The 26,473-nt window shown below is 65.7% G+C and carries 24 protein-coding genes; 6 read left to right on the top strand and 18 right to left on the bottom strand.

The genetic code is table 11. The annotated features are described in order from the left end of the window. The first annotated feature begins 182 nt into the window (after positions 1 to 182). The gene (locus HLA91_RS13195) at positions 183 to 701 is read left to right on the top strand and encodes an MFS transporter (protein ID WP_275587883.1); all 519 of its coding nucleotides are present in this window, start codon (positions 183 to 185) and stop codon (positions 699 to 701) included. Positions 702 to 798: 97 nt separating this feature from the next. Here the strand turns inward: HLA91_RS13195 and HLA91_RS13190 are convergent, their stop codons facing one another. The 8 genes from HLA91_RS13190 to HLA91_RS13155 all read right to left on the bottom strand — a co-directional run bounded on the left by HLA91_RS13190 (position 799) and on the right by HLA91_RS13155 (position 8,741). Next, on the bottom strand, positions 799 to 1,245 hold the full coding sequence (locus HLA91_RS13190; RefSeq protein WP_170275073.1) for an SgcJ/EcaC family oxidoreductase: 447 nt from the start codon (positions 1,243 to 1,245) through the stop codon (positions 799 to 801). Positions 1,246 to 1,314: 69 nt separating this feature from the next. After that, entirely contained in the window at positions 1,315 to 1,881 is a 567-nt protein-coding gene (locus HLA91_RS13185; protein ID WP_170275072.1) for an NADPH-dependent FMN reductase, read from the bottom strand. Beyond that, positions 1,878 to 2,984: an LLM class flavin-dependent oxidoreductase gene (locus HLA91_RS13180; protein WP_239557058.1), complete on the bottom strand. Its 1,107-nt coding sequence runs from the start codon at positions 2,982 to 2,984 to the stop codon at positions 1,878 to 1,880. The genes HLA91_RS13185 and HLA91_RS13180 overlap by 4 nt, the downstream gene beginning before the upstream one ends. 32 nt (positions 2,985 to 3,016) lie before the next feature. Further along, positions 3,017 to 3,481, bottom strand: a complete 465-nt coding sequence (locus HLA91_RS13175) for a MarR family winged helix-turn-helix transcriptional regulator (protein ID WP_239557059.1) — start codon at positions 3,479 to 3,481, stop codon at positions 3,017 to 3,019. 284 nt (positions 3,482 to 3,765) lie between these two features. Beyond that, the gene (locus tag HLA91_RS13700; RefSeq protein ID WP_204514199.1) at positions 3,766 to 5,850 is read right to left on the bottom strand and encodes a M14 family zinc carboxypeptidase; all 2,085 of its coding nucleotides are present in this window, start codon (positions 5,848 to 5,850) and stop codon (positions 3,766 to 3,768) included. A gap of 255 nt (positions 5,851 to 6,105) precedes the next feature. Next, positions 6,106 to 7,311, bottom strand: a complete 1,206-nt coding sequence (locus tag HLA91_RS13165) for an MFS transporter (protein WP_170275070.1) — start codon at positions 7,309 to 7,311, stop codon at positions 6,106 to 6,108. Continuing rightward, positions 7,308 to 8,501 (bottom strand): MFS transporter, encoded by a 1,194-nt coding sequence (locus HLA91_RS13160; protein ID WP_170275069.1) that lies wholly within the window; start codon positions 8,499 to 8,501, stop codon positions 7,308 to 7,310. Before HLA91_RS13160 ends, HLA91_RS13165 begins: the two co-directional genes overlap by 4 nt. 66 nt (positions 8,502 to 8,567) lie before the next feature. Then, positions 8,568 to 8,741, bottom strand: a complete 174-nt coding sequence (locus HLA91_RS13155) for a hypothetical protein (protein WP_170275041.1) — start codon at positions 8,739 to 8,741, stop codon at positions 8,568 to 8,570. A gap of 160 nt (positions 8,742 to 8,901) precedes the next feature. Here HLA91_RS13155 and HLA91_RS13150 point away from each other — a divergent pair, with 160 nt between their 5' ends. From HLA91_RS13150 to HLA91_RS13130, 5 genes are all read left to right on the top strand, one after another. Then, on the top strand, positions 8,902 to 10,575 hold the full coding sequence (locus tag HLA91_RS13150) for a DUF885 domain-containing protein (RefSeq protein WP_170275068.1): 1,674 nt from the start codon (positions 8,902 to 8,904) through the stop codon (positions 10,573 to 10,575). Positions 10,576 to 10,757: 182 nt separating this feature from the next. Then, positions 10,758 to 12,437: an amidohydrolase gene (locus HLA91_RS13145; protein ID WP_338076751.1), complete on the top strand. Its 1,680-nt coding sequence runs from the start codon at positions 10,758 to 10,760 to the stop codon at positions 12,435 to 12,437. Continuing rightward, the gene (locus HLA91_RS14245) at positions 12,434 to 13,393 is read left to right on the top strand and encodes a GTP-binding protein (RefSeq protein ID WP_170275067.1); all 960 of its coding nucleotides are present in this window, start codon (positions 12,434 to 12,436) and stop codon (positions 13,391 to 13,393) included. The genes HLA91_RS13145 and HLA91_RS14245 overlap by 4 nt, the downstream gene beginning before the upstream one ends. Positions 13,394 to 13,406: 13 nt before the next feature. Further along, positions 13,407 to 13,694, top strand: coding sequence for a hypothetical protein (locus HLA91_RS13135; protein WP_170275040.1), 288 nt, complete (start codon positions 13,407 to 13,409; stop codon positions 13,692 to 13,694). Further along, positions 13,691 to 15,166, top strand: coding sequence for a sodium:solute symporter family protein (locus HLA91_RS13130; protein WP_170275066.1), 1,476 nt, complete (start codon positions 13,691 to 13,693; stop codon positions 15,164 to 15,166). The genes HLA91_RS13135 and HLA91_RS13130 overlap by 4 nt, the downstream gene beginning before the upstream one ends. 110 nt (positions 15,167 to 15,276) lie before the next feature. On the opposite strand, the gene HLA91_RS13125 is transcribed toward HLA91_RS13130, so the two are convergent. The 10 genes from HLA91_RS13125 to HLA91_RS13080 all read right to left on the bottom strand — a co-directional run bounded on the left by HLA91_RS13125 (position 15,277) and on the right by HLA91_RS13080 (position 26,422). Continuing rightward, the gene (locus HLA91_RS13125) at positions 15,277 to 16,983 is read right to left on the bottom strand and encodes a dihydroxy-acid dehydratase (protein WP_170275065.1); all 1,707 of its coding nucleotides are present in this window, start codon (positions 16,981 to 16,983) and stop codon (positions 15,277 to 15,279) included. A gap of 35 nt (positions 16,984 to 17,018) precedes the next feature. After that, a complete protein-coding gene (locus tag HLA91_RS13120) occupies positions 17,019 to 18,209 on the bottom strand; it encodes an NAD(P)/FAD-dependent oxidoreductase (protein WP_170275064.1) in 1,191 nt (396 codons plus the stop codon). 84 nt (positions 18,210 to 18,293) lie between these two features. Next, positions 18,294 to 18,557, bottom strand: a complete 264-nt coding sequence (locus HLA91_RS13115; RefSeq protein ID WP_170275063.1) for a hypothetical protein — start codon at positions 18,555 to 18,557, stop codon at positions 18,294 to 18,296. 39 nt (positions 18,558 to 18,596) lie between these two features. Continuing rightward, positions 18,597 to 18,890: an RloB domain-containing protein gene (locus HLA91_RS13110; RefSeq protein ID WP_170275062.1), complete on the bottom strand. Its 294-nt coding sequence runs from the start codon at positions 18,888 to 18,890 to the stop codon at positions 18,597 to 18,599. A 1-nt stretch (position 18,891) separates the two neighbouring features. After that, on the bottom strand, positions 18,892 to 20,211 hold the full coding sequence (locus HLA91_RS13105; RefSeq protein ID WP_170275061.1) for an AAA family ATPase: 1,320 nt from the start codon (positions 20,209 to 20,211) through the stop codon (positions 18,892 to 18,894). A gap of 60 nt (positions 20,212 to 20,271) precedes the next feature. Next, positions 20,272 to 20,619: a hypothetical protein gene (locus HLA91_RS13100; RefSeq protein ID WP_170275060.1), complete on the bottom strand. Its 348-nt coding sequence runs from the start codon at positions 20,617 to 20,619 to the stop codon at positions 20,272 to 20,274. A gap of 20 nt (positions 20,620 to 20,639) precedes the next feature. Continuing rightward, positions 20,640 to 21,443 carry a Bax inhibitor-1/YccA family protein gene (locus HLA91_RS13095; protein ID WP_170275059.1) on the bottom strand — a complete coding sequence of 268 codons (804 nt, stop codon included), beginning with the start codon at positions 21,441 to 21,443 and terminating at the stop codon, positions 20,640 to 20,642. A 188-nt stretch (positions 21,444 to 21,631) separates the two neighbouring features. Further along, the gene (locus HLA91_RS13090; RefSeq protein WP_170275058.1) at positions 21,632 to 23,296 is read right to left on the bottom strand and encodes an AbgT family transporter; all 1,665 of its coding nucleotides are present in this window, start codon (positions 23,294 to 23,296) and stop codon (positions 21,632 to 21,634) included. A gap of 234 nt (positions 23,297 to 23,530) precedes the next feature. Next, the gene (locus HLA91_RS13085) at positions 23,531 to 24,616 is read right to left on the bottom strand and encodes an inositol-3-phosphate synthase (protein ID WP_170275057.1); all 1,086 of its coding nucleotides are present in this window, start codon (positions 24,614 to 24,616) and stop codon (positions 23,531 to 23,533) included. 210 nt (positions 24,617 to 24,826) lie between these two features. Next, positions 24,827 to 26,422 (bottom strand): peptide chain release factor 3, encoded by a 1,596-nt coding sequence (locus HLA91_RS13080; protein WP_170275056.1) that lies wholly within the window; start codon positions 26,420 to 26,422, stop codon positions 24,827 to 24,829. Positions 26,423 to 26,473: the final 51 nt, after the last annotated feature.

Genomic DNA, 26,473 nt, shown 5'->3' with positions numbered 1-26,473 from the left:
GGTCATTCCGTCATTGACGAGATCGAGCGCTGATTGCTTGAACTCATCTGTGTAGATCTTGGGCATGACTTCTATCCTTCCTGGAATCTGTCCAGTCGTGAAGTCAACCAAACCTTCAGCAGTCCCCTCCGTGACGACGGATCGTCCACCCGGGACTATTCTGGGCCTACTAGGTCGCACCGCTGTTCACGAAATTCGCCTTCATCCCGCAGATCCTCTCCGGAATCGACTTGGGCAACGGCCTCGGGACAGATCTGCTCATGAACGGCCTGCAGATCGCCGACCGCGTACTGGGCGTGTGGCTGCTGTGGCTGATGCCGGGGCGGGCAATGGCGATCTGGACATTTGTCGCCTCTGCAGGCTTCCTGCTGGTACTCGGGCTGTGGCACGGCATCCCGGAGATTCCCGCCATCATCATCTTCGGTGCGTCCGTCCTCGTCTTCACGGCATCGACAAACATCCAATACGTCTACCCTCCTGAGATGTACGAGACCCGCTTCCGCAGCACAGGTGTTGGGATGGCCGCTGCTATCAGCCACATTGGTGCTGCGATCGCCGCCTTCTTCTTTCCGGTAACGATGGGGGAGCTGGGAACGACTACCACGCTGGTCTTGGCAGCGATCTTCCCGATCATCGGTCTCATCGCCTCAATGATGTGGGCACCTGAGACGAACGGTAAGGACATCGACACCTTCGCGTGAACTTACGTCATTGACCAGACTCAGCGGCGGTGGGCAGAATGTGCAGTCTGCCCACCGCCGCTGATCTCTGCCATGCGCCGGTACGGTGCCCGCCGCCTCAGCGGCGGTACGAGATGCTTTCACGCGTCCCACCCGTGCTGATATGGGTCTCAGCTCCGCGCACGATGTCGGTGTTCTGCGCAGCCACAGTGATCCACCCGTCCTCGCGGCGTTCGAGCACGAAGGTGAAGATGCCTTCGCGCTCATCTGCCGGCTCACCGGCTGGGGAGACCTGCCCGCGCAGCCGCCACTTGCTGTGCACAGTGGCAGCGCGGTCACCGATCATCCGCACCCGAGGTGTCCCCATCGTGATCGTCGATCCGGGGAAGATCGTAGAGAAGCCGTAGGCGTGCGCCTCACGGATCCGGTCGCGATCATGCCACCACCGCCCGACCACGTTGACGAACTCTGCGTCTTCGGCAAACAACCCGGCCAGCGCCTCGGCGTCGGCACTGTTCCAGGCAGCTTCCCAACGCCGTACGACATCCTCAGGCTGCTGCATCATCTGCCCTTCATTCTTCGATGCGCCGCTCGTCGTTCAACGCGACAGGTCGTCTGGGCAAGGCACTTCGCGCTAGAACGCGTAGGCGGCTTCGCGTTCGGCGCGCACCTGGGAGGCCACACGAGTCTGCTGGGCGGTGTCTTCGACGAGGCGGTCGATGCGCAAGGTGACGTCGCCGCTGATGATCTCACCGCGGTAGACGTCCTTGGCTTCGACGAACACGTAGCTCTGCACGACTTGTGCCTTCATATACGTCAGGATGGGACGCAGCTGGTGTTCGGCTACCAGGTAGTGCTTCGGCGATCCGGCCGTCATGATGATCCCGACCACCTTGTCCTCGAAGGCGCTGACCGGCAGCAGATCGAAGACGTTCTTCAACGCCCCTGGGATGGAGGCTTGGAAGATCGGGCTGCCGATAATGATCGCATCCGCACTCATGAGCGCCTCAGCAACGGTGCGGGTGTCGCCTGTGTATTCGATGTAGTCGCGGCCGTCGGAGAACTGCACGTCATAGTCGGCGAGGTCGATGAGCTGCGTTTCGATTTCCGGGTCAAGCCGGCCAAGCGCCTCCATCGCGTAGTTCATCGCCGTGCGCGTGGTCGCGCCGACGGTCGAGCCTGAGAGTCCGACGATCTTCATGCCTGGGTGGTCTCCTGTCGTGCGGTGTGCTTTTTGACTGCCGGGATGATTTCAGAGCCGATGACCTCCAGATTCCGCATCACACGGTCGAAGGGCACGCCGCCGAAGTCGATCTGGCCGAGGAAGCGCTGATGCCCGTACGCTTCGTGCTGGTAGAGGATCTTCTCGATGACCTGCTGCGGGCTGCCGATGTTCATGATGCTGCGCGGGTCGGTGCTCTGTGCGAACAGCTGCTTGGCCATCCCCCGCCCATTGGTGCGGAACATGCCTTCGTTCACATGCGGGTAGAACTCCTGCAGCGCCTGCTGTGAGGTCTCAGCGATGTAGAAGAACCCGGCGGTGGCCACCGGGAGGGTGGCCGCATCGTAGCCGTTGTGCTCGGCTGCGGCTCGGTAGGAGTCGATCGTCTGCTGGAACGCTGCGATCGGCCCGCCGAGGTGGGCCATCACCATCGGGGCGCCGGAAAGGCCGGCCTTGACGGCGCTGGCGGGTGTACCGCCGACGGCACGCCAGATCGGCATCGAGCCTGCCTGCGGCCGCGGCAGCACCTCGGCGTCCCTGAGGTCGGCACGGAACTGACCTGACCAGTTGACGACCCGTTCGCGGTTGATCTGGCGCAGCAGATCGAATTTCTCTTCGAACAGCTCCTCGTAGTCCTTCAGATCGTAGCCGAGCAGTTCGAACAGGCCCACCCGTGAGGCGCGGCCGGCGATGATCTCAGCGCGGCCTTCAGAGAGCAGGTCGATGGTGGCGAAGTTCTCGTAGACCCGGACGGGGTCCGAAGTGCTGAGGATTGTCGAGGAGCTGGAGACCTTGATCGTCTCTGTCGCCTGCGCGATCGCGCCGAGGATGACGGCGTGGGCCTGCGAGGCGAAGAACTCCTGGTGGCTCTCCCCCAGGCTGAACACATCGAAGCCGGCCTGTTCGGCGGCCTTAGCGTAGGCGACGAACTCGCGCACGCGCTCACCGGCGCTGATGCGTCGGCCCTCTGCCCACGGGTTGGGCAGGTGGTCGCCAAGGGAGTACATGCCGAACTGGAGACCTTCGTTCGGGTTGATGCCGTACTCGGCCATCGTGTCGGCAGCGCCGGCTGTGTCATTCATCAAAGTGGTAGCGTTGGTGCTGGTGTCGTCGGTCATTGCGTCTTCTCCGTGGTGCCGTGCGTGGAGCCGGGCGCTGCCGCCTCGGCTGGGTCGAATCCGACCGGGGTCTGCTTGTGCAGGCTGTTGCGGTGGACTTTGCGCATCAGCGCATAGAGCTGTCGTTGTTCATCGGCATCGAGCACGTCGTCGAACATCGAAGCTTGCAGCGCCACCTGCCCGGGGTAGACGGAGCTCAGCAGCGCCTCACCTGCCTTAGTGAGGGAGATGTACTTCGTCTTCCACTCCTGGGTGCGTTCGATGAGCCCGGCGTCTTCGAGTCGGCTGAGCATCCGTGAGACCCCGCCGACGCTGACAGTCAAACCTGCGGCGAGATCGGTCTGCGTCACCGGCTGGTAGGCGCGCACGTGGCTCAACGCCTCGAACTGCGCGATGGTCACTCCGGCCTGTGAAAGGTACTCATTGGAGATGCAGTTGCTGCGCTGAACGAATCGAGCCATCCGCAGCCAGATCATCAGACCCAGTGGCCGATCCATCCTCGCCTCCCCATCCACACGATCAGTTGACCTGTCAAGCGATGCTTCACTTTACTCCGCAACTGATGCGGGCGCAAAATCCTTGGCACCCGGCGCCATCAGACGGCGTGGCATGCTGATAGAAGGACAGATACGCCACGGGAGGGTGTGAGGAAGACGATTCGCCTTCTTCACACCCTCCCGTGCGTCTCTGTCTGCCAGCTCAGTCCACGTGCCGATCACATGTCAGCTGTGGGTGCCGGTATGTGTCAGCTCCGCCTCCGCGAGGCCCACACGCCGAGTCCTCCAGCGGCGAGCAGCGCTGCACCTGCCGCCAGCGGCCAGAGCCCGGCGCCGGTGCGCGGCAGCTGGGATCGGTCGTCGCGATCCTGATCGCGTGACGAATCGTCATCGTCGCGCTTGCCGTCATCGTCGCGCGGTGCGTCAGTGGGCCCACTCGTCGGGCCCTCGCTGGGATCGGCGGATGGCTCGCCTGTCGGAGTTGCGGTCGGGTCGGCGGTCGGGTCCGCGGTGGGCTCAGGATCCGGCGACGGCGCGTCGGTCGGCTCTGGTGCTTCATCCTCCTCTACGGGATCGACGAAGACCGCCTGCCACGGACCGTACTCGCCGGAGCCGTTCCGCGCCCGCGCGAAGACGAACCTGGCCTGTTCCGAGCCTTCCTTAGCAATGGTGGCCTCGAAGTCGACGGTCTCCCCCGCCTCGGGAACGGCAGCCTCGCCTGGGCCGGTGGACTCCCCGGCATCAAGGGCGGTGCGGTCGGCCGCGGCCTGGATCTCGACATCGTCGATCTGTGTGACTGCCGGCCGGCGCTCAGCCGACCCTGCGTCCTGGCCATAGGCGTCATCGGTTGCTGTGCCGGTGACGATGATGGACCCGTCGTCCTGACGCTCAGCTGTCAGTTCGGACACGACACCGCCAAGCGAGGCGGTGTAGGGCTCGTAGGCGGCCTCGGCTGCGAAGCGCAGACCAGGCTGAACCTTCTGCCAGTAGTCATCGGCGCGCTGGAAACCGGGGAAGAAACCGCCTTCGCGGGCGGTGCCGATCTCGTAGACGTAGCCGGGTACGCCGAGTTTGCCGTAGGCGTAGTCGAAGTCGCCGCCCGAGGCGTTGTACAGCACGTCGCCAGGTGCACCGGTGGCATAGTTGTTGCCGAACGACTGCCGGAAGGCACCGGCGATCAATGCGTCGGCGTTGGGGAGGTTTGCGGTGTTGTCGAAACCATACGGATAGAGGATGAGGTCCGAATACGAATGCAGGTGAATATAGGTGCCGGCCCGCTCGTCCGGCGCAGCGGTCGTCGTCTCAACGTCGTAGGTGCCGTAGAGATCTTCGAGCAGGTCCTTAAGCGCTGCCACTTCAGGTTCGGACGCCGGTGCGGTTCCCTTGTAGAGGACGCTGCTCGGATCGGAGCTCGTTGAGGCGCCGCCCCAGCCGTAGGGCCAGTTCCGGTTGAGGTCGATGCCGGGCTGGCTGCGCGCCCAGGGCGCACCGGTGTCTTCGAACCCTGCGGTGTTCTGATTCTTGCGCTGCCAGGCCTTTGAGGCGGAGTTCGGATTGCCGTCACCAGCCGGTGTCGTGTCGACGCCGTCGGCGAAGGCCTGCTCCACGACGTCGATGCTGTCGGGATTGTGCTGGAAGCTCACCCACACCTCGGTCGAGTCGAGCAGCGAGGTGACCTGCGCGTCGGTGCCGTAGCCGTCGATGAGCTCGGTGGCGAAGCGCCAGGCCATCTCGCTGGTGATGATCTCACGCGAGTGCGTCTGCGCGCCGAGGAAGAACCGCGGCTTGCCGTCCTGCCCGCCGGCGTACTCAGGTTGGTCGGCGACGTCAGCGGTAATGCGCACAGCGACGAGGTCGTGGCCGCCCTGGCCCTGCTGCTTGAGAAAGGTGTCTCCGTAGTCGACGTGCTGGACGAGCTCTGGATACTGGGATGCGAGGTCCTGGGCGAACTGGGCATAGGCACTGGTGGTGCGATAGCCGTTGAAGAACGTGTCGTAGTCAGCGGCATTGAGCTTGGCCGGCACCGGGGCGGGTGCGGCCGGCTGTGCGCTGGCAGGGCGGGTGCCGAGGGAGTCGGCGTAGTTTTCGGCGGTGACCGAGGCTCCGGTCTTCTCCAGTTCGTCGGCGAGGTCCTGATCGCCGAGGACGATGACATTGTCGCCTTCAGCGCTGACGATGTCGAGATCGCCGAGCGTCTCAGAGGCCGCCTCGACGTCATCGGCCGGAACTGTCAGCAGCAGCACGTCACCGGCGGGAGCGGCGAAGGCAGCACCCGCGCTGGTGGCGGAGGCTAGAAGGGCGGCGACGGCCGTGCCGGCGCCAAAACGATGCAAGGTGTTCTTCGTGGGTGACTTTCTCTTCGTTGAGCACGCCCGGGTCATCGATGCCCGGGATCAGCCATACAGCACCCTATGACACTCTTCACAGTTTCGAGGGTCGGTGTTGCTAAGAATCTGTCATATCTGCTGGTGAGAGACTCGGTGGTTGAGTGGTGCGCGAATCTGCCTTCGACGGTTCTCAGACAGTGCGGTCATCACAGAAGTTCTCGTCAGCGTCGAATCGGGCCCTGTTAGCCCACGGCCGCTGGCCTATGTGCGCTGGCGACGCCCGTGGAACAGCCAGTACAGCACAAGGGCTACGACCATCAGCCCTGCGGCGACGAGGTAGGCTCCGCGCAACCCGATGGCCGGGGTGAGCGCTCCGAGCATGACCGGCCCCAGGCCGGTGCCGACGTCGAGGAAGATGAAGAAGGTCGAGACCGCCAGCGCTGCCCGGGCGGGGCCGGCCAGGGTGACGGCGATGGCCTGGATACTGGGAAAGAGCGAACCGAAGCCCAGTCCGGCCGGGATCGCAGCGGCGATGACGACCCAGCCGGCCGGAGCCAGACCGATGACGACGAGGCTGAGGGTGAAGCTGACGATGAGCGGGTAGACGACGACATTGTCGCCGTAGGCGTCCTGCAGCCGTCCGACGAACAGCCGACCGAGCAGCATCGCGACCGAGAACACCATGAAGAACACGCTGGCCGCCGAACCGAAGTCCTCTTCGTTCGCGAAGGTCTGGAGGAAGGCCAGCACAACTGAATACGACAGCCCGGCCAGCAGCATGACGGTTGCGATTCGCACACTGCGGTAGTCGATGATCGTACCCAGGCTCAGCCGCCACTTCAGCGCCCGTTCCTCCGGCGTCACCGCCCGCTCAGCTGGGCGCAGCAGCAGGCTGAAGACCACGCCGACGACAGAGAACCCGGCACACATGATGAACACGGCCGTGTACCCGTATGCCCCCGACAGCCACACGGCAAGGAACGGCCCCAGACCGGCTGACAGAGTCGTCGAGGTGCCGAAATAACCCGTCCCCTCAGACCGCCGCGACTGCGGAATGAGCGATTGGGCGACCGCCGTGATGGTGTTCGACCCCCAGCCGAAAGCCGCCCCATGGATGAGCCGGATGACGATGACCAGCCAGATCTGATCGGCGAATACGTACGCCACAGCGGACATCACGAATAACACGAGCGCGGCGATCGTCGAGGTCCTCCGGCCGATGAAGTCGAGGTACTTCCCGGCGATGATGCGCGCTACGGTCGCACCGATGATGAAAGCGCTGGCCGTCAGTCCGGCGACCGAGGAGCCGGCCCCGAATTCGGTGGCGGCGTAACCGGCCATCGAGGTGATGAGCACGTAGAAGGAGAGCGAGAGGACGAAGTTGATCCCGAAGGCCAGCAGGAACTGACCGGTCCACAGCGGCTGCGGTGCGGCGGCACTCCCCCCAGCGCCAGGGTGCGCTGTCATGGACGCACTCCCCCTGCCTCGGGCGCGGCGAACCGTCCGTGGACCAGCCAGTAGAGCACTCCGCTGACGCCCACCAGCAGCGCCGCGACAGCGTACATCGTAGTGAACGAGGTCGCGGCGATGAGCGCACCGAGGGCGACCGGTCCCAGCCCGAAGCCGATGTCGATCATGAAGAAGTACGTCGAGGTCGCCACACCCACGCGGGTGGGCCCGGCGCGGCGGATGGTGATCGCCTGGGTTGAGGACATGAGCGTGCCGAAGCCCACCCCGCCGAGCACGCCGGCGAGGATGATCGTCCACATCTGCGGAACGACGGCGATGAGCACCATCGCGGTGAAGAACGAGGCGTACAGCGGGTAGACGACGACGTTGTCGCCGAAACGATCCTGGATGCGGCCGAGGGTGAGCCGGGCGATGAGGGAGGAACCAGCGAAGGCGAGGAAGAACGCAGGAGCGGCATCGGCGATGCCGATGCTCGTCGTGTAGGTGGTCAGGAAGGTCATGACCGAGGAGTAGGCGACACCAGCGGTGAGCACTGCCGAGCCGATGAGCATGCCAGAAGGGTCGAACAGGCGCACCGGATGGAAGCAGCGCCAGCTCAGCAGCTCGCGTTCACCGGCGGCGCGTTCGGGTACGCGCAGGAACAGGATCGCGACCAACCCGAGCACCGTGAAGGCCAGGGAGATGATGAACAGCCAGTGGTAGCCGAAGTCGCGTACGACGATGATCGCGATCAGTGGGCCGAGCGCTGCCGCCAGGGTCGTCGAGGTGCCGAAGTAGCCGGTGCCCTCTGCACGGCGAGACGGCGGGATGATGTCCTGGACAGCAGCCATGATGGCGGTGTGCCCGGCACCGAACACCGCGCCGTGGATGAACCGGACCGCCAGCAGCAGCGGCAGCGAGTCAGCCGGCAGATACAGAACACCGGCAACAGCGGAGAGAGTGAAGGCGGTGATGAGCACCCGGTAACGACCGAGGGTGTCGAGCATGGTGCCGACGAACATGCGGGCGGCGACCGCGCCGAGGACGAACGAGCTGGAGGCCAGACCGGCGGCGGAGTCGGAGGCGGCGAAGCGGATGACGGCGTAGCCGGCCATCGTGGTGATGAGCAGATAGAAGACGAAGGACAGGAACACGGCGGCGATGATCGCGACGGTGAAGTCCTTCGACCAGAGCCTCGGCTCTGCCACGCGCCTCCCTCCCTTCCATCACTGCTGTCTCATCTGCCGCCTGCGCCCGCACTCCTGCTCGGCGGCCTACTCACTGTAGAGCACCTCGGGCAGCCAGGTGACGATCTGCGGGAACACTGAGAACAGCACGATCGCCAGACTGAGCACCACGATGCACGGAAGTGCTCCCAGGCGCGCAGCCGGCGAGGACGACGAGTCCTGCGCTGGTGAGGCCGCCACCAACGGTGGAGGGCAAACCATGAGCATCTCCTTTGAAGCCGATGTAAAAGGACTCTAACAAGCGTTCGGTGCGTCATTCACATGACACCCGCCATACGGACACGATCACCGCCTCAGCAGCGGCGGATCTTGTGGGGAGCTTGACCTGGCGGTGGCCGATTTGGGCGTTAAGGTGGTGGCCATGACAGAGCTTTCACGCCCCACCAGCGGCATCGACGCCGTCGCGAATGACTATGTTGCCCGCCTGCTCGATATGAGCCCCTCGTTCCGCGTCTCGCTGGGAGTCGACGGCCGGATCGACGAACTCGATGACTACTCCCCCGCCGGTGCCCAGCGCCGCGCGGACCTCGCCAGGAACACCCTGTCCGCCCTCGACCAGGCCGTGGCCGCCGCCGAGACCCTCGACGACACCGACCGGGTGACCATTGATGCGATGCACGAGCGCCTGGAGCTCGACATCCAGACCGTCGAACGCGGCTATCATCTAGGCGATATCAACGTCATCACCTCCCCCGTCCAGCAGATCCGCGACGTTTTCGACCTCATGCCCACCGGCTCGGAAGGAGACTGGGAGCACATCGCCGCGAAGCTCTCGTCGGTGCCCGAGGCGCTCGACGGTTACCGCGAGTCACTGACCGCCGGTCGCGAACAGGGCCGGGTCGCTGCGATCCGCCAGGTGACCGAAGCCGCCAAGCAGGCTGAGGAGACCGCCAAGCCCGGCGGGCACTTCGATGCCCTTATCACCGGCGCCTCGGTCCCAGAAGCACTTGCTGCCGCCCTGCAGGAAGGTGCCGAGCAGGCACGATCAGCCTACGGCGAGCTCGCACAGTTCCTGCGCACAGAGATCGCCCCGCACGCCGGCAGCGACGATGCGTGCGGCCGAGAGGAGTACGAACTGCACAGCCGGACGTTCCTGGGTGCAGACATCGACTTCGAGGAGACCTACCAGTGGGGTCTCGACCAGCTGGCGCAGATCCACTCCGAACAGGAGAAGATCGCAGCCCAGGTCTCCCCCGGTGATGACGTGTTCGCGGCGATGAAGGCGCTTGATGAGGATCCCTCCCGGCAGCTGCACGGGCTTGATGCGCTGCGCGAGTGGATGCAGGCCACCGCTGATGAGGCAACCCGCGAGCTGTCGAAGGAGCACTTCGAGATCCCCGAGCCGCTGCACACGATCGAGTGCATGGTGCTGCCCGATGGGACCGGCGGGATCTACTACACCGGTCCGACAGATGACTTCTCACGGCCTGGCCGCATGTGGTGGTCGGTGCCTGCCGGCACGGAGACCTTCTCAACATGGCAGGAGAAGACGACCGTCTATCACGAGGGTGTGCCGGGCCATCACCTGCAGATCGGGCAGGCGACGTATCTCAAGGAGCAGCTCAACGACTGGCGCCGGCACGCCTGCTGGGTCTCCGGACACGGTGAGGGCTGGGCGCTCTACGCCGAACGGCTCATGGCCGACCTCGGGTTCCTCGACGACCCCGGTGACTACATGGGCATGCTCGACTCGCAGCGGCTGCGTGCCGCCCGCGTATGCGTCGACCTGGGTGTGCATCTGAAGCAGGATGCGCCTGAGTCGGTGGGCGGCGGCACGTGGGATGCGAAGAAGGCCTGGCAATTCCTCACCGACAATGTCGCCATGGACCGCAGCTTCCTCGCCTTCGAGCTCAACCGCTACCTCGGCTGGCCGGGTCAGGCGCCGAGCTACAAGATCGGTCAGCGGCTGTGGGAAGAGATCCGCGACGAGGCGAAGGCACAGGCCGGCGCGTCGTTCAGCCTCAAGGACTTCCACGCCCGAGCGCTGGCGGTCGGCTCTGTCGGACTCGATACGCTGCGGCGGGCACTCCTCTGAGACAGCGGCTGCGCCGGGAACCTCCGGGTTCTCGGCGCAGCTTCCGGTCAGTTGACGAAGTGTCAAGGCCGAGGGGCGCGGTAGCTACGGTTCGTCCGTAGCGCCGGTTTCGCTTCCATGACATGCTCGGGTCGCTTTCTGTACGTGAGTGTCATCTCGCACGAATAGGCAAAGGGGCCGAAGTGATCACCGACGCGATGGAACCGACGATCGTCTATCCCGCACGCCGTGTCCGGACGATGGATCCTGCGGCGCCGACGGCAGAGGCCGTCGCGATCCGCGGCGACCGGTTCCGCGCCGTCGGCAGCGTCGAGGAGCTCCTGCAGTATCCCCATGCCGTCCTCGATGAGCGCTATGCCGATGCCGTGCTGCTGCCGGGCTTCGTCGAGGCGCACAGCCATGCCGGCACCGGCAATGTTTGGAAGGGAACGTATGTCGGCTATGTCGACCGCGTCGACCCGCACGGCACCCACTGGCCCGGCTGCACCTCGATCGAGGATGTCATCTCCCGGCTCGCCGCGGCCGACGCCGCGCTGGAGGATGCAGAGGCGCCGCTCATCGCCTGGGGTCTCGACCCCATCTACTTCCAGCATGAGAAGCTCGTCCGCGCGCACCTCGACCGGGTCTCCCTCACCCGGCCGATCGCCGTCAACCACGCCAGCGGCCACGCGCTGACCGTCAACTCCGCGGCCCTGCAGCGCTGCGGTGTCGACGAGGACGTGCGCACCGAGGGCGTGTCCCGCGATGCCGCCGGTGAGCTCACCGGCGAGCTGCACGAGTTCGCGGCCATGGGGCTCGTCAACGCTGTCGCCGGCGGCAACGACCTGCTGAGCATCGATGCCGACGCGCTGCGGAACTTCGGCCAGGACGGCGTCAACACCGGCACCACCACGCTCACCGATCTGGGCTCCCGGCTGCTCATGGACGATGCGGGCACGCAGCTGTACCAGCAGACGGTCACCGGGGACTTCCCGGCCCGGCTGGAGGTCTTCCACTTCGGCGCCGGTGTGGGCGCGGTGTCGCAGACCCTGGCTGCGGATGCACAGCGGCTGCAGGAGCTCAAGGCCTCCTCGACACCGCTGCTGGGATTCGGCAGCGTCAAGCTCATGCTCGACGGCACCCTGCAGGGATTCACCGCCCGCGTGCGCCAGCCCGGCTACTACGGCGATGAGCCCAATGGGATCTGGAATGTCAGCCCCGAAGAGTTCCACCGGGCGTTCGAGGCCTTCCACACCGCCGGGCTGCTCATCCACGTCCACTGCAACGGCGATCAGGCCACCGAGCTGTTCCTCAACACCCTGGAGCGGGTGCTCATCGACCATCCGCGCCCGGACCACCGGCACACGTGCACGCACTCGCAGATGTCGACACCGGCCCAGTACCGGCGGATGAAGGCGCTTGGGGCGTGTGCGAACATCTTCGCCAACCACATCCACCAGTGGGGCGATCAGCACCTCGACCTGACAATGGGCCCGGACCGAGCACGCCGGAACAATGCGGCGGCAACGGCGCAGCGCCTCGGCGTTCCCTTCAGCCTGCACTCTGATTCCCCGGTCACGCCGCTGGGCCCGCTCAGGACCGTCATGCATGCGGTCACCCGCCGGACGCTGTCGGGGCGGGTGATGGGCGAGCATGAGCGCATCGATGCTGCGGCTGCGCTGGCGGCGGTGACGATCGGCAGCGCCTATATGCTCAAGCGCGATGCCGAGATCGGTTCGATCGAGCCGGGCAAGTTCGCTGATCTGGCGGTGCTCGCCGAGGATCCGCTGGCCGTCGAGCCGGCGCAGATCGGCGCGATCCGCGTGCACGGCACGGTGGTGGGCGGCCGGCACTTCGCCAGCAATGTGAAGGCCGGCACGTGAGCATCCCGCTCACCCTCATCGGCGGATATCTGGGCACCGGGAAGACGACGCTCGTCAACCGGCTGCTGCGGTCCCCGCATGCCGATGCGGTGGCCGTGGTCGTCAATGACTTCGGCGATATCAGCATCGACGCCGATCTCATCGCTGCGGCCGGGGCGGACACCCTGGAGCTGAGCAATGGCTGCATCTGCTGCCAGATCACCGACGATGTGCAGCAGACCATGGCGGCGCTGGCAGCACGCGCCGATATCCGGCATGTCATCTGCGAGATCAGCGGGGTCGGGGATCCGGGTCAGCTGGGTGCGTGGCGCACCTATCCCGGGTTCTGCAGCGGCCCGGTCATCGTCTGCCTCGATGCGCTTGTGACAGTGCAGCGGCTGCGCGATGAGTTCATCGCCGATGTCATCACACAGCAGATCGCGGCCGCCGATGTTCTGCTCATCACGAAGACCGGCCTGGCCTCGCCGCCTCAGGTCGAGGCGGCCCGCGGCGCTGCCGCGGCGATCAGCCCGCACGCCCAGATCCTCACTGATGAGGATGCGAGCGGCTGGGTCGATGTGCTGCTGCAGGCACCAGAGTCCCTGACCGCCGCCGGTGCCGAGGCCGCTCGTGAGCGCACGGCTGGAAGCCGGCTGGCGCCTCGGGACCGGCACGCACAGGTGCACGAGACGACGACGGTGAGGCTGGCAGGCGCCGTCGAACTCGACCGGCTTGCGCAGGCGCTCAGCGCCTCGGGGCTCGTGCGTGCCAAGGGATTCGCCCGGGATGCCGCCGGGCAGTGGCATGAGGTGCAGCTGGCCGGCGGGCGGGTGCGCCTCTCCCCTGCCGTGCGCGGCGACGCTGCGCCGGCACAGATCGTTCTCATCGCCTCCGGCCCGGGTGCCGCTGAGGCTCTGACACACACTGCTGACCGGCTGCAGGCGCTGCCGGAGCCAGCGGCGAACTCCGCCATCTAAGGAAGGAACACATATGGACATGCGCTTCCGAACTCCGTCGAGCGCAGGAGGGTGGGTGAGCCTCGGCATCGTCGCCGTCGTCATCGTCCTCGGCATCTGGCCGGTCGTCGTGCTCTTCGACCGGAACGTGCTCGTGCTCGGCATGCCGCTGCTCATGGTCTGGTCGATCGCGATCCTCTTCATCACCACCATTGCGATGGTCATCATCAACCGGATCACCGGCGATCTGGGCGATGTCGACCCGCTCGGTCCGGACGGCACGAGCGTTGATGCCGGGCAGCCGGGAGGTGAGGGACGATGACGCAGTACATCCCGTTCATCATCACCGCCGCCTATCTCGTCATCGCCGTCGTCATCGGCGCAGGCGCCGGGCGCGGACACAATATGCGCACTGTCGAAGGGTGGGGCGTGGGCAGCCGCAGCATGGGCCCGTTCGTCATCTACCTCCTCGTCGCTGCCGGCGGCGTGAGCGCCTACACCTTCATGGGCTCACCCGGCTGGGCACACGACAAGGGCGTGCCGGCCCTCTACGTCGTCGTGTACCTGGCGTTCATGTCGTTCGTCGCCTGGCACATCGGCCCGAAGGTGTGGAACTTCGGCCGCCGCTTCGGGCATGCCACCCAGTCGACGACGATCACCGACCGGTACGAGTCGCCGCTGCTCGGCGGTCTGACGGCGGTCGTCGTGTCGATCGGCGGCATCGCCTATGCCGTGCTGCAGACGATCGGCTCGGCCTACATCCTCAATGTCATGAGCTTCGGGCTCATCCCGACGTGGCTGGGCGTCATCCTCACCCTAGCGGTCATCTCGATCTACCTGTTCCGCAGCGGTCTGCGCGCGATCGGCTTCACGAATGCCTTCCAGGGCGCGCTCATGTTCATCGTGTCGTTCATGGTGGGGCTGTGGGCGGTCAACTGGTTCACCGGCGGCTTCGATGCGACGCCGATCTTCGAGCGGCTGCAGCAGGACGCACCTGAGTTCCTCACCCTGCCCGGTGCGCTCGGCGATATGTCGTACGCGTTCTGGACGACGTCGATCCTCATCTCCTTCTTCTCGATCTGGCAGAGCCACTGGATCTCGTGGATGGGTGCGAAGTCCGCGCGCAGCCTCAAGGTCGCCACGACGTACCTGCCGCTGTACTACCTGGTGCTCATTCCGATGATCATCGTCGGCTTCATCGGCATCTTCGAGTACCCGGACATCGCCGCCTCCGACAAGGTTGCAATCCAGCTGGCTGTCGACAATATGCCGGTCATCGTCGCCGGTCTGCTGGGTGCGGGAACGCTAGCGGCCTCGATGTCGTCGAGTGAGCCGAACATCCACGCCACCGCGCTGACCTACAGCAAGGACGTGCTGCAGCCGCTGTTCAAGCTGTCGAATGAGCGGACCGGCCGGATGACCCGGTGGCTCATCTTCCCGCTCATGGCGCTCATCATCGCCCCGATCTCGATCATGGAGCCGGCGAGCCTCGTCTACATCCTGCTCATCGGCTACGGGTTCACCGGACAGGCGTTCCCGATCATGATCGGCATCTTCTACTGGCCGCGGGCGACGAAGGTCGGTGCGCTCGTCGGGCTCACCGCCGGGTCGATCGTGACGATCCTGTTCTCCTTCGTGTTCGTGCACCCGCTCGGCATCCATGCCGGCATCTGGGGCTTCGCCGTCAACATCCCGTGCTTCGTCATCATCTCGCTGCTGACGAAGCCGGCCTCGGACGAGACCCTCGCCCGCTACTTCACCAAGTCGAAGAAGGCGGCTCCGGCCGCTGACTGAGGTGATGTGAGCGGCTGCTGAGACGGCCTGACAGCCGGCCCGGTGACTGCACCGGGCCGGCTGTCATTGTGCGGGCTGGCGTGGAGGAGCGACCGGGCCGGCGGGGTGGGTCAGCGCGCGTCGGTTCTGAGCTCGGCGGCGGTGAGGAAGTCGAAGTCGCAGCCGGCATCGGGCTGGAGCACATGTTCGCGGTGCAGGCGGGCGTATCCGCGCTCGGCCGTCATCGGCTGCATGATCGGTTCGCGCGCGGCGAACCCCGCGGCGGGCACGCAGTGGTCGATCGTCCCGGCATCGGCGTCGATCTCGACGATGTCTCCTGTGCGCAGCTTGGCCAGCGGGCCGCCGACCGCGGATTCGGGCGTGACATGCAGGATGACGGAGCCGGTGGAGGTGCCGCTCATGCGGGCATCGGAGATCCGGGTCATGTCCTCCACACCCTGCTCCATGAGCTTCCGGGGTATCGGCAGGTGCCCGACCTCCGGCATCCCAGGCGCGCCGATGACGCCGAGGCCGCGGAGGACGAGGATCGTCTCCGGGGTGACGTCGAGATCGGGATCGTCGATGCGGGCGTAGAGATCGTCGAGGCCGTCGAAGACGACCACAGGGGCGCGCCTGACCGCTGGTGCACCGGCGGCGAGCTTCATGACGCAGCCGCCCGGGGCGAGGCTGCCGCGCATCATCCGCAGTGCGCCGCGCTCGGCGATCGGGTTCTGAGTGTCCCGCAGCGCCGGATGTGCTGCGGCCGGGGCGCGTTCGGCCAGCACCTCTGACCAGCGTCGGCCGTCCCCGGCGAGCGCGTCGGTGTCGATGCGATCGCTGAGCCGGCGCATCACCTCGGGAATGCCGCCGGCGGCGTCCAGGTCGTCGAGCAAGAAGCTGCCTGCTGGTCGCACATCTGCCAGCACCGGGGTGGTGCGCGACCACTGTTCGAAGCGTTCGATGCCGATGCGCAGCCCGGCGCGGCCGGCGATCGCCTCCAGGTGGATGAGCGCATTCGTCGAGCCGCCGAGCGCCGTGATGACGCGGAAGGCGTTCTCCAGGGAGGCCATCGTCACGAGCTCGCTCGGTCGCGGCCAGGGATTGTCTGCTGCGGTGAGGACCGCGCCGGTGAGCCGAGCGATCTCGCGCCGGGCGCTGCTGGCGGCAGCCGGCAGGGTGGAGCCGGGCGGAGCGAAGCCCAACACCTCGGCGATGGCCGCCATCGTCGTGGCGGTGCCCATGACATTGCAGGTGCCCACGCCGATGTTCGTGCGGCCTTCGAAGGCGAACCACTCCTCGTCGTCGAGCTGGCCGAGGCGCCGCTTCTCGCAGACCGGCCAGACATCGCCGACGGTGAAGGCGTCATTGTCCTGGAAGCAGGACACCGGGCGCGGGCCGGCGGCCAGCACCAGCGCGGGGATGTCTGCGCTGATGGCGCCCATGAGCTGGGCCGGGATCGTCTTGTCGCAGCCGCCGAGCAGGATGACCCCGTCGATCGGTGAGGCGAGGATCATCTCCTCGACGTCCATGGACATGAGGTTGCGCAGGTACAGACTCGTAGGCCGAGTGTAGGGTTCGGAGATCGAGATGGTCGGGAACTCCAGCGGCAGGCCACCGGCCTCGCGCACCCCTGCCTTCACCTCGGCGGCCAGGTCTCCGAGCCCTGCATTGCACGGGTTGAGCTCGCTGGCGCTGCTGGCGATGCCGATGACCGGTGAGCGTCGCACGTCCTCGGCGCTGAAGCCGCCGCCGCGCAGGAAGGCGCGGTGCAGCAGCCCGTCCTGGCCTGGATCTGCGAACAGGCGACCGCCGTCGCGTGAGATGCTGCGCTGAGACATGGGGACTCCTCCTTGAGCTTCTGTTGTCGTGGCCGTCAGTGACGGAGCAGCTGTTCGGCGATGCGCTCACCGGTGATGGGGCCGAAGACGATGCCCCACATGCCGTGGCCGGTGGCGGCGGTGATGCGCTGGGCGACGCGGCGCATGACGGGCCGGCCGTCGGTGCTGACCGGTCGCGGGCCCACCCAGTGGTCGCGGGTGTCTGACAGTTCGATCCCATCGAGCAGCGGCGCGATCTGGGAGACGATCGCCTCGATGCGCCCGTGCCGCGGCGGTGCGTCCGGGTGGGCGAACTCCATGGTGCCGGCGACCCGGATGGCACCCTGATACGGGGTGAGTACGACGCGCTGTGCCGGCAGGTAGACCGGCCCTTCGGGCAAGTGCCCGCGATCGGCATCGACGGTGAAGGAGTAGCCGCGGCCGGCGGCCTGCCCGGTCATGGCGCTGCGGCCGGCGACAGCGCGCAGCACATCATCGGACCAGGCACCAGCGGCGACCACGAGCTCATCGGCGGTGTGGGCGGCTCCGGACTGGTCAACGACGCTGACGGATTCGGAACCGGCATGCCCGGCCACCACCTCGGCGCCGGTGATGATCTGCACGCCGGCCCGTTCGGCCAGCGCGGCCAGCGACCGGCAGTACTCCCCCGGGTCGATGTACGCCTGGCCGGTGACCCGGAGAGCCGCGGTGACGCGGTCGGTGAAGTACGGCACGGTGCGCGGGTCGAGGCGGCAGCTGCCGACCTCGACGCCGAGGTCGGAGATCTTCGCCAGCTCGCCGGCGAAGCTGACGATCGTGTCATTGTCCTCAGCGCCGATGGTGTAGTCGGCACGATTCACGGGGCTCGTGACCCCGGCCTCGGCGAGGCGGTCGAAGGCCGGCAGCGCCTCGCGGGCCAGCGGGGCGTTGGCGCGCAGAGCTGCCTGGTAGCGGCCTTCGGTCATCTGGGAGGCGAACTTCGCTAAGAACACCGTCAGCGCTGGGGTGATGCGGGAGAAGGTGAGCGGGGCATGCGGCTTCGTCACCGCGTCGATGCCGTGCTTCCAGCCGCCGGGCACGGCCAGCGGTGTCGCGAGCCCCGGACACACCCAGCCGGCATTGCCCCAGCTGGCTCCGACAGCAGTGTGGCTGCGTTCGAGGACGGTGACCTCGGCTCCGCGCTGGGCGAGCTGGTAGGCCGTGGCCAGTCCGATGATTCCTGCTCCGACGATCAGCACCCGTGTCATGGGGCCAGTCTGTCATGTGTGCGGCGGCCGAGGCAGGGCGTGTTGATGTGAGAGACGGGGCTCAGGCCAGCGCGCGGCGAGCGCCTACTCGGGGGCGAGAAGACGGACGAGCAGCGGAAGCGCCGATGAGGACACCGGCCCGATTCTGCCGGAGCTCAAGTCCGGGTCTGCTGCACGTGCCGTCTCGCAGGCACTGTCGACGTTTTCGAAAGGGAAGCTGGTCGCCAGGGCCTTCTTCTGCACCAATCCATGCTTAGCCATGAGCTCATCGAGCTGCTTGGCAGAGAGCTTGGGGCGCTTGTTCTCGACGTGCCAGTAGAGCCAGATCTCAAACTTCACATTCGACACCAGAATCATGATGCCTTCATCGTCTGCCAGCTTGATTCCCTACGGAAGGCTCGCGTGCTCATCCACGTCGACAAGGCAGACGCTGGAGTCGAAACCCTTTTGCTTCGCCGCTTCCTTCTCGCGGATCTCAATGCACTTCTGCACCACCCGCAGCGGATCTTTGCCGACGCCGACGGTTCGCACTGACGCCGTCACGTTCCTGCTGCGCAGATGGCTGTTGAGGCGTTCCACGTACTGCGGCTCTGTCGCTCTGCCCTCCGTGACGACGAGGATCCTCCGCGCTTCCTGCCGTCGGGGTCGGCGCGACTTCGTACGCTTGTGGTGGCGAGCCACGTCAGGACTCTCCAGCTGTCACGAGGGCCGCGAAGGAACTGGGAGACAGACGCGGGATGCCGCCGTATCTGCCGGTGAGGTAGCGGCGCGCGACATTCGCATCTGGGTGCTTGGGGAAGTCCGCCAGGCACGTCAGCTCAGTCACGCCCTCATCCGTCTTATCCGTCAGCCACACCTGCTCAGGTTCGAGGCTCAGATCGCTGAGCGAGGAGAGAATGTACGACTCGTGGCTGGTGAAGATGAGCTGGGCATGGTGGACATTGACCTCAGGGTCGGCGAAGACACCCAGCATCACCTCGAGGAGATGCGGGTGGAGGCTGGCGTCGATCTCGTCGACCACCAGCAGCCCACCGCGGCGCAGGACCTCCAGCGCAGGCACAGCGATCGCCAACCAGGCTATGGTTCCGTCGCTCTCATCGTGGATGGTGAAGCGCGGACTCTCGGGCTCAGCTCCGCGGTGACTGAACACGAGCCGCCGCACGACCTGCGCCAGGTTCTCCTCGTCAAGATCCAGCTCTCCGTCTTCGACTGCTTCCTCAGTTTCATCGCCGCGGATGTCTGACATGAAGCGCATCACGGCCCTGCGGACGTGCTCAGGAAGATCCGCCTCCTCGATCTCGACGTTGGTGACACCGATATCGGCTGCCTGCAGCAGCAGGAGCAGGTCTGCGAAGCTGATCGCGCCGTCAGCAAGCGCATCGGCGATGTCGATGAGCCGGGCTTCACGGTGGGAGTCCTTCACCGAGACCGCATCAAAGCTCGACACAAGGGCTTCGGCAATGCCATGCAGGGGAGATTCGGGAAGGAGCCGTGCGCGGCTGATGGCGAGTTCCCGCGGGGTGACGGCCACCTGGCCTCGCGACCCGGCGCCAGCTGCCAGCGCGCGTCCTTCGCGTCGGCGATCCAGGAGTGTGCGCCAGCGGGTTCGCGGCACATCCCGCAGCCACTCAGCGCGAATGCCGTCGGCATCGACTTCGAAACCGTAGACGTGGCGACGGCCGTCATAGACGAAGTGCATCTCATACAGACTGGACGCGGCCCGCGAATGAGAATCAAGCCGGAAGGGCTTGCGACGCATATGCTTCGACGCCTGCCAGGTCGTCGCTGATTCAGCAATGGCACTGAAGAAATAGATGACGGCGTCGAGGAGCGCGGACTTTCCGGTTGCGTTTCCGCCGAAGACACCGGCCATCGTGTAGGTCGCATCTTCCCAGCTGCCGCTTTTCGGCGAGAGGGTTCTGAGCGCAGGCTTCGTGAAGTCGAGAGTGACCTCGTCACGGATGCTGCCGTGATTGCGTACGGTGAAGCTGAGGAAGAGCATATCTGGACAGTAGCACACCCAGATATGCAGATTCTACGTTTTTCGTGAAATCTGGACCTCTCAGGCCAGCGCGCGGCGCAGATCGACGGCGAGGTCGTGGACCTGTTCGGTGACGGCGGCGCTGGCGCCGTATTCGGGTGCGCAGTCGAGCAGCAGGACGACGAGCTGATCGGCGAGCACCCGGTCCCCCAGATCGGGCACGGCGGACACAGCACCGGCACGGCGCCCGCGGAGGCTGAGGTCGGCCAGCTGCGCAAGCGCGGCACGGATGTGCTGGCGGCGGGTGCGGCCGTCGGCACTCAGAGCATCAAGGGAGTGTTCGCGGTGCGGTGAGGCGGCCAGGGATGTGATGCGGATGCGAAGGCGGCGGACCTCCTCGTGGAGGTCCGCCGCTGCGTGGGTATTCATCTCAGGGGAAGCCCCTTAGGTCAGTTCTGCCTGAAGTACGACAGCAGGCGCAGGATCTCAACGTAGAGCCAGATGAGGGTCACCATGAGCGAGAACGCGCAGGTCCAGGAGTACTTCTCCGGGATGCGGTGCTTGACGCCCTCTTCGATCATCTGGAAGTCAGCCACGAGGGTGAGCGAAGCGAGAATGACAGCGACGATGCCGATGACGACGCCGAGCGGCATCGTCATGCCCATGATGGTGATCTCGACGTTGCGGGCGTTCATCGCACCACCGGTGAACATTGCGAAAGCGAAATTCACGAGCGCGAAGATCGCATACCCGCCAACGGCGAGCATGAGGAACTTCGTCATCTTGCCGCTCATGCGCACAATGCGGAAGCGGAAGAGAGCGAACATCAGGCCGAAGACGCACAGCGTGGCGAGCACAGCCTGAACGACGATGCCCTCGTAGGCGGCGTTGAACATACCGGAGATGCCGCCAAGGAACACGCCCTCGACACCGGCATAGAGGAGGATGAGTCCCTTGTTCGGCTCGCGTTTGATGGCGTTGACGAGGCCGAGGACGAGACCTAGCAGCATCGCCGGCAGGGCGAGGACGGGCATGAACCAGCCGAGCACCGCACCGGCGAGCAGCACGGCGAAGCAGATGCCGGTCTTGATGAGGACGTCGTCATAGGTCATGACACGCTCATCGACCGGGCGCTGCGGCTCGGCCGAGGGCTGCATGTACATCGAGTTGAGCTCTTCGGCGCTTGGGGTGGCCGGCTGGTGGCCAGCCTTGATTCCCTGTTCAAGGCCGCGTCGAACGAGCGGGTTGGACATCCGTGTTACCTCCGGGTATCGCTGGTTTGTCGTCACGGTCCGCGACTGTCTGCCAGTCTACCGAAGGAAGCTGTACGGCCGCTGTGGCCGAGTGTGCTCTGGCCAGCCGTTATGCACCCGTTACCGACGCCTCGGCAACGGGTGCACCCCGGCCCGGGTACCGACTGCCTCGCAGACCGGGCGCTGGGTCACATCTGGTAGTGCGTCTGCGCGCCGGGACCCATCGGGATGCCGGTGGCCCACCAGAGGAAGAACAGGATGCCCCACACGATGAACATCGCAAAGGACAGCGGGATCGTCAGCGACAGCAGCGTGCCGATGCCGGCGTCCTTCTTATAGCGCTGGATGAACCCGAGGATCATGACGAAGTACGGGCTCATCGGCGAGATGATGTTCGTCGTCGAATCGCCGATGCGGTAGACGGCCTGGGTGATCTCCGGGGCGATGCCCAGCAGCATGAACATCGGGATAAGCACCGGGGCCATGAGCGTCCACAGGCCTGAACCGGAGGTGATGAACATCGCGCCGAGCGCGGTGAGCAGGTAGCCGCCGATGAGGATGAGGAAGGTGGTTGCGCCGATGTTCTGGAAGAACTCGGCACCGCGGATCGCGAGGATGACACCCAGGTTCGACATCGCGAACAGCGCCAGGAACTGGGAGGCGGCGAAGAACAGCACAAGGACCTGCACAAAAGGGGCCACACCCTTGACCATCATCTCCGGGACATCGTTGGGGTGCTTGATGCTGCCGGTGACGACGCCGTAGACGATGCCGAGGACGAAGAAGCCCATGCCGATGATCGGGGCGATGCCGGCCATCAGCCCGGATTCCATCGTGAAGCCGCCGTCGGCATCGCGCAGGAAGGAGTTCTCAGGCCACGCGATCGCGACACAGGCGGCCACACCGATGATCGCGACGACGAGGGTGATGAGTATGCCGCGCTTCTCCAACGCGGTAACCGGTGCGGAGAGGTCCTGGTCCTGGACGTCGCGGCCGGCGGTGCCGTCGTCGCTGCCGGCCGTTGCCGAGGCGGCGGTCGCGGCGGCGCCGGAGCCGTTGCCTCCGCTGGTGGTGCTGGTGCCGTTCACTTCGGTGAGCTCCATCTGCTCACCGCGCTTGTTGAGCAGCAATTCGGTCACCAGCGTGATCGCCAGCGCCACGGCGAACATGGAGACGAAGTTGAAGTACAGGTTCGCCACCGGGGTGACGGTGTAGTTTTCGTCGATGATGTGGGAGGCAGAGGTCGAGATGCCGCCGAGGATCGCATCGAGACTGTTGACGAACGGGGCGGCGGAGTAGCCACCGGAGACTGCGGCGTAGGCGACCGCGCAGCCGATGACCGGGTTGCGGCCGACGGCCTTGAACGCCAGCCCGCCGAGCGGGATGACGATCATGTAGGAGGCGTCGGAGGCGATCGAGGCGGCCGCACCGACGAGAGCGACGACCGGGGTGACCAGCCGCGGGGAGACGTTCGACAGGGCCGCGCGCATCATGGTGGGAAACAGACCCGACTGCTCAGCGACCGCCACACCGAAGAGCACGACGAGCACGAGTCCCAGCGCAGGGAAGGTGACGTAGCTTTCGGTGATGCCGGAGACGATCTCGCGCAGGCTCTCGGTCGAGAGCAGGTTGACGACGGCGACTTCCTCGTCATCTGCCGGATTGACGGCGGAGACGCCGGCGCTGGCAAGCCACCAGGACAGCAGCATGACGATGGCGGCAAGACTGAGGAACAGCCAGAAGGGGTGCGGGAGCTTGTTGCCGGCCTTCTCGATGAGGACCAGCGACTTCATCAGCCAGCTGAGGTCCTCATCGGACTTCTGCTTTCCCGGATGTGCTGCTGCAGTGGACATAGCGGGGATCTTTCACTCGGAGACAACGACGGTTCGACGCGCGGCTTGTAGCCTACTACAGCACAGGAATGACAGCCATGGGATGCATTCGCAGACGATGCCCTCCCCACTGCCGGGTCCGCACTCCAGCCGACGGGTCTCCGGATGCCACGACGGGCCCTGCCGTCGAGCAGGGCCCGTTGATGGCGGTCAGCGGCGCGTCGCGCGACCGCTCCAGCGTTCGATGCGCCCGGTTCAGCGCTCGATGCGCCCGGCGATGAAGTCCTCGACGGCCTGGCGGGCCAGTTCGTCGTTCTGCTGCTCGGGTGGGGACTTCATGAAGAAGGACGAGGCGGAGATGAGCGCACCGCCGACACCGCGGTCGAGGCCGATCTTGGCGGCCCGGATCGCGTCGATGATGACGCCTGCGGAGTTCGGGGAGTCCCACACCTCCAGCTTGTACTCCAGCGACACGGGTGCGTCGCCGAAGTTGCGACCTTCGAGGCGGACGTAGGCCCACTTGCGGTCATCGAGCCACTGCACGTAGTCGCTGGGGCCGATGTGGACATCCTTGTCGGTCAGCTCGGCAGACGTATTCGAGGTCACCGCCTGGGTCTTGGAGATCTTCTTCGATTCCAGCCGGTCGCGTTCGAGCATGTTCTTGAAGTCCATGTTGCCGCCGACGTTGAGCTGATAGGTGCGGTCGAGGACGACGCCGCGGTCTTCGAACAGGCGGGCCATGACGCGGTGGGTGATCGTCGCGCCGATCTGGCTCTTGATGTCGTCACCGACGATCGGCACCCCGGCCGCACGGAACTTGTCGTCCCATTCCTTGGTGCCGGCGATGAACACCGGCAGGGCGTTGACGAAGGCGACGCCGGCATCGATCGAGGCCTGGGCGTAGTACTCGGTGGCCTCCTGGGAGCCGACCGGCAGGTAGCACACGAGCACATCGGCCTGAGCATCGCGCAGCGCCTGGGCGACGTCGACGGGTTCGGCGGCGGATTCGGTGATCGTTTCGCGGTAGTAGCGGCCGAGACCGTCGAGCGTCGGGCCGCGCTGCACCTTCACACCGGTGTTCTCGACGTCGCAGATCTTGATGGTGTTGTTCTGTCCGGCGCGCATCGCCTCGGCGATGTCGAGGCCGACCTTGGCCTCGTCGACGTCGAAGGCGGCGACGAACTCGAGGTCGCTGACATGGTAGTCACCGAAGTTCACGTGCATGAGACCGGGGATGGTGTCCTCGGGGGAAGCGTCCGCGTAGTACGTGACGCCTTCGACGAGGGACGTTGCGCAGTTGCCCAGTCCGGCGATTGCGACGCGAATCGGTTGAGTTGTCACTGTTGTCGACCTTTCCTGATGATCGCCTTCGTATTGTGAAGAGGTATGCCTGCCCAGCGGGTTCATGATGTGACAGCCCTTGTGAAGGCACAGATGACCATCTTAGTCCTCTCCTGGACCGGTTCAAAGCTGCATGATCTTCTATTCCTGAGAGACGAGATCGTCACATGTTCACCAGCGTGTGCGACGTGCCGGCGCCGAGGTCGTGGTTCAGGAGACGACGAGGGGTTCGAGGACGAGTTCGGGGTGCTGTCGTTCGACACCCTGGAGCCGCCATCGGTCGGAGAACAGTGCCAGCAGTTCGCCGTCGGAGCGCGAGAGCACCTCGACGGAGCGCTCCCGGGCCAGGGTCGGCACACATTCCGCAGTCGTGCGGCGGGCGATCGTGTAGGGCAGCGGCTCGAGCCGGCAGGGGGCGTTGAACTCCTGGACCATGCGGTCTTCGGCGACCTCGAACTGCATCGGGCCGACCGCGCCGAGCACGGGCGCTTGGTCGCCGCGCAGGTCGGAGCGCAGCACTTGGACGACGCCTTCGTGGTCAAGCTGTTCGATGCCGCGGCGGAACTGTTTGTACTTCGAAGAGTCCTTGGCGCGGATGACCATGAAGTGCTCTGGCGAGAAGGTCGGGATGCCGGGGAACTCGACAGGCTGATCCAGGTACAGCGAGTCGCCGACCCGCAAGGCGGAGGCGTTGACGAGGCCGACGACGTCACCGGGGAAGGCTTCGTCGATGACGGCACGGTCGCGGCCGAAGACCTGCTGGGCGTACTTTGTGGCGAACGGCTTGCCGGTCGAGGCATGGGTGACGACCATGCCGCGTTCGAACACGCCGGAGCACACGCGGATATAGGCCAGCCGGTCGCGGTGGTTGGCGTCCATGCCGGCCTGCACCTTGAACACAAAGCCGGAGAACGGCGCGTCGACCGGCCGGTCCGTCCCATCCTTGTCCGCCCGCGCCTCGGCAGCGGGAGCGAGGTCGACGAGGGTGTCGAGGATCTTGTGCACACCGAAGTTGAGCACCGCGGCAGCGAACATCACCGGTGTCGACTTCGCTGCGAGGAAGGAGGCCTGGTCGTGGTTCTGTTCCTCCATCTCCAGCAGCTCAGACTCATCGACGGCGGTGGTGAAGGCTTCGCCTTCGAGGGCTGCGGCGGCCTCGGCGTCCATTGTCTCCTCACCGGCGATCGAGGCACCGCCGTCGGAGCGGGTGTACTTCGTGTAGGTGCCGTCCTCCCGGTTGAGCACGCCGCGGAAGTCACCGGAGACGCCGACCGGCCAGGTCAGCGGGGTCGGCAGCATGCCGGTGCGTTCGCGGATCTCGTCCATCAGCTCAAGCGGTTCGAGACCGGGCCGGTCCCACTTGTTGATGACGGTGATGATCGGGATGTTGCGGTGCGCACAGACTTCGAAGAGCTTCATCGTCTGTGTCTCCAGGCCCTTGGCGGCGTCGACGAGCATGATCGTGCAGTCGACCGAGGAGAGCACCCGGTAGGTGTCTTCGGAGAAGTCGGCGTGGCCGGGGGTGTCGATGAGGTTGAGGACGGCGTCGCGGTACTCGAACTGCAGGGCGGCTGAGGAGATCGAGATGCCGCGCTCCTGCTCCATCTTCTGCCAGTCCGACACGGTCGCCCGGCGGCCGGCCTTGCCGTGGGTGGCGCCGGCCTGCCCGATGACCCGGGCGTGCAGGGCCAGCGCCTCAGTCAGGGTCGACTTACCGGCGTCAGGGTGGGAGATGACCGCGAAGGTGCGCCTGCGGGCGGCCTGTTCGCGGATGGTCTTCGAGCTGTAGTCACCGGTGGAAGTCACCCAAGAGAGTCTAGTACCTTGAGGGTGGCGCCGATACCGTGGGGATGATGC

Origin of the sequence: Brevibacterium luteolum, assembly GCF_013004595.1 — a bacterium.
Taxonomy (GTDB): domain Bacteria; phylum Actinomycetota; class Actinomycetes; order Actinomycetales; family Brevibacteriaceae; genus Brevibacterium; species Brevibacterium luteolum.
The sequence above is the reverse complement of the archived record's forward strand: the minus strand, read 5'-3'. Positions and strand labels throughout refer to the sequence as shown.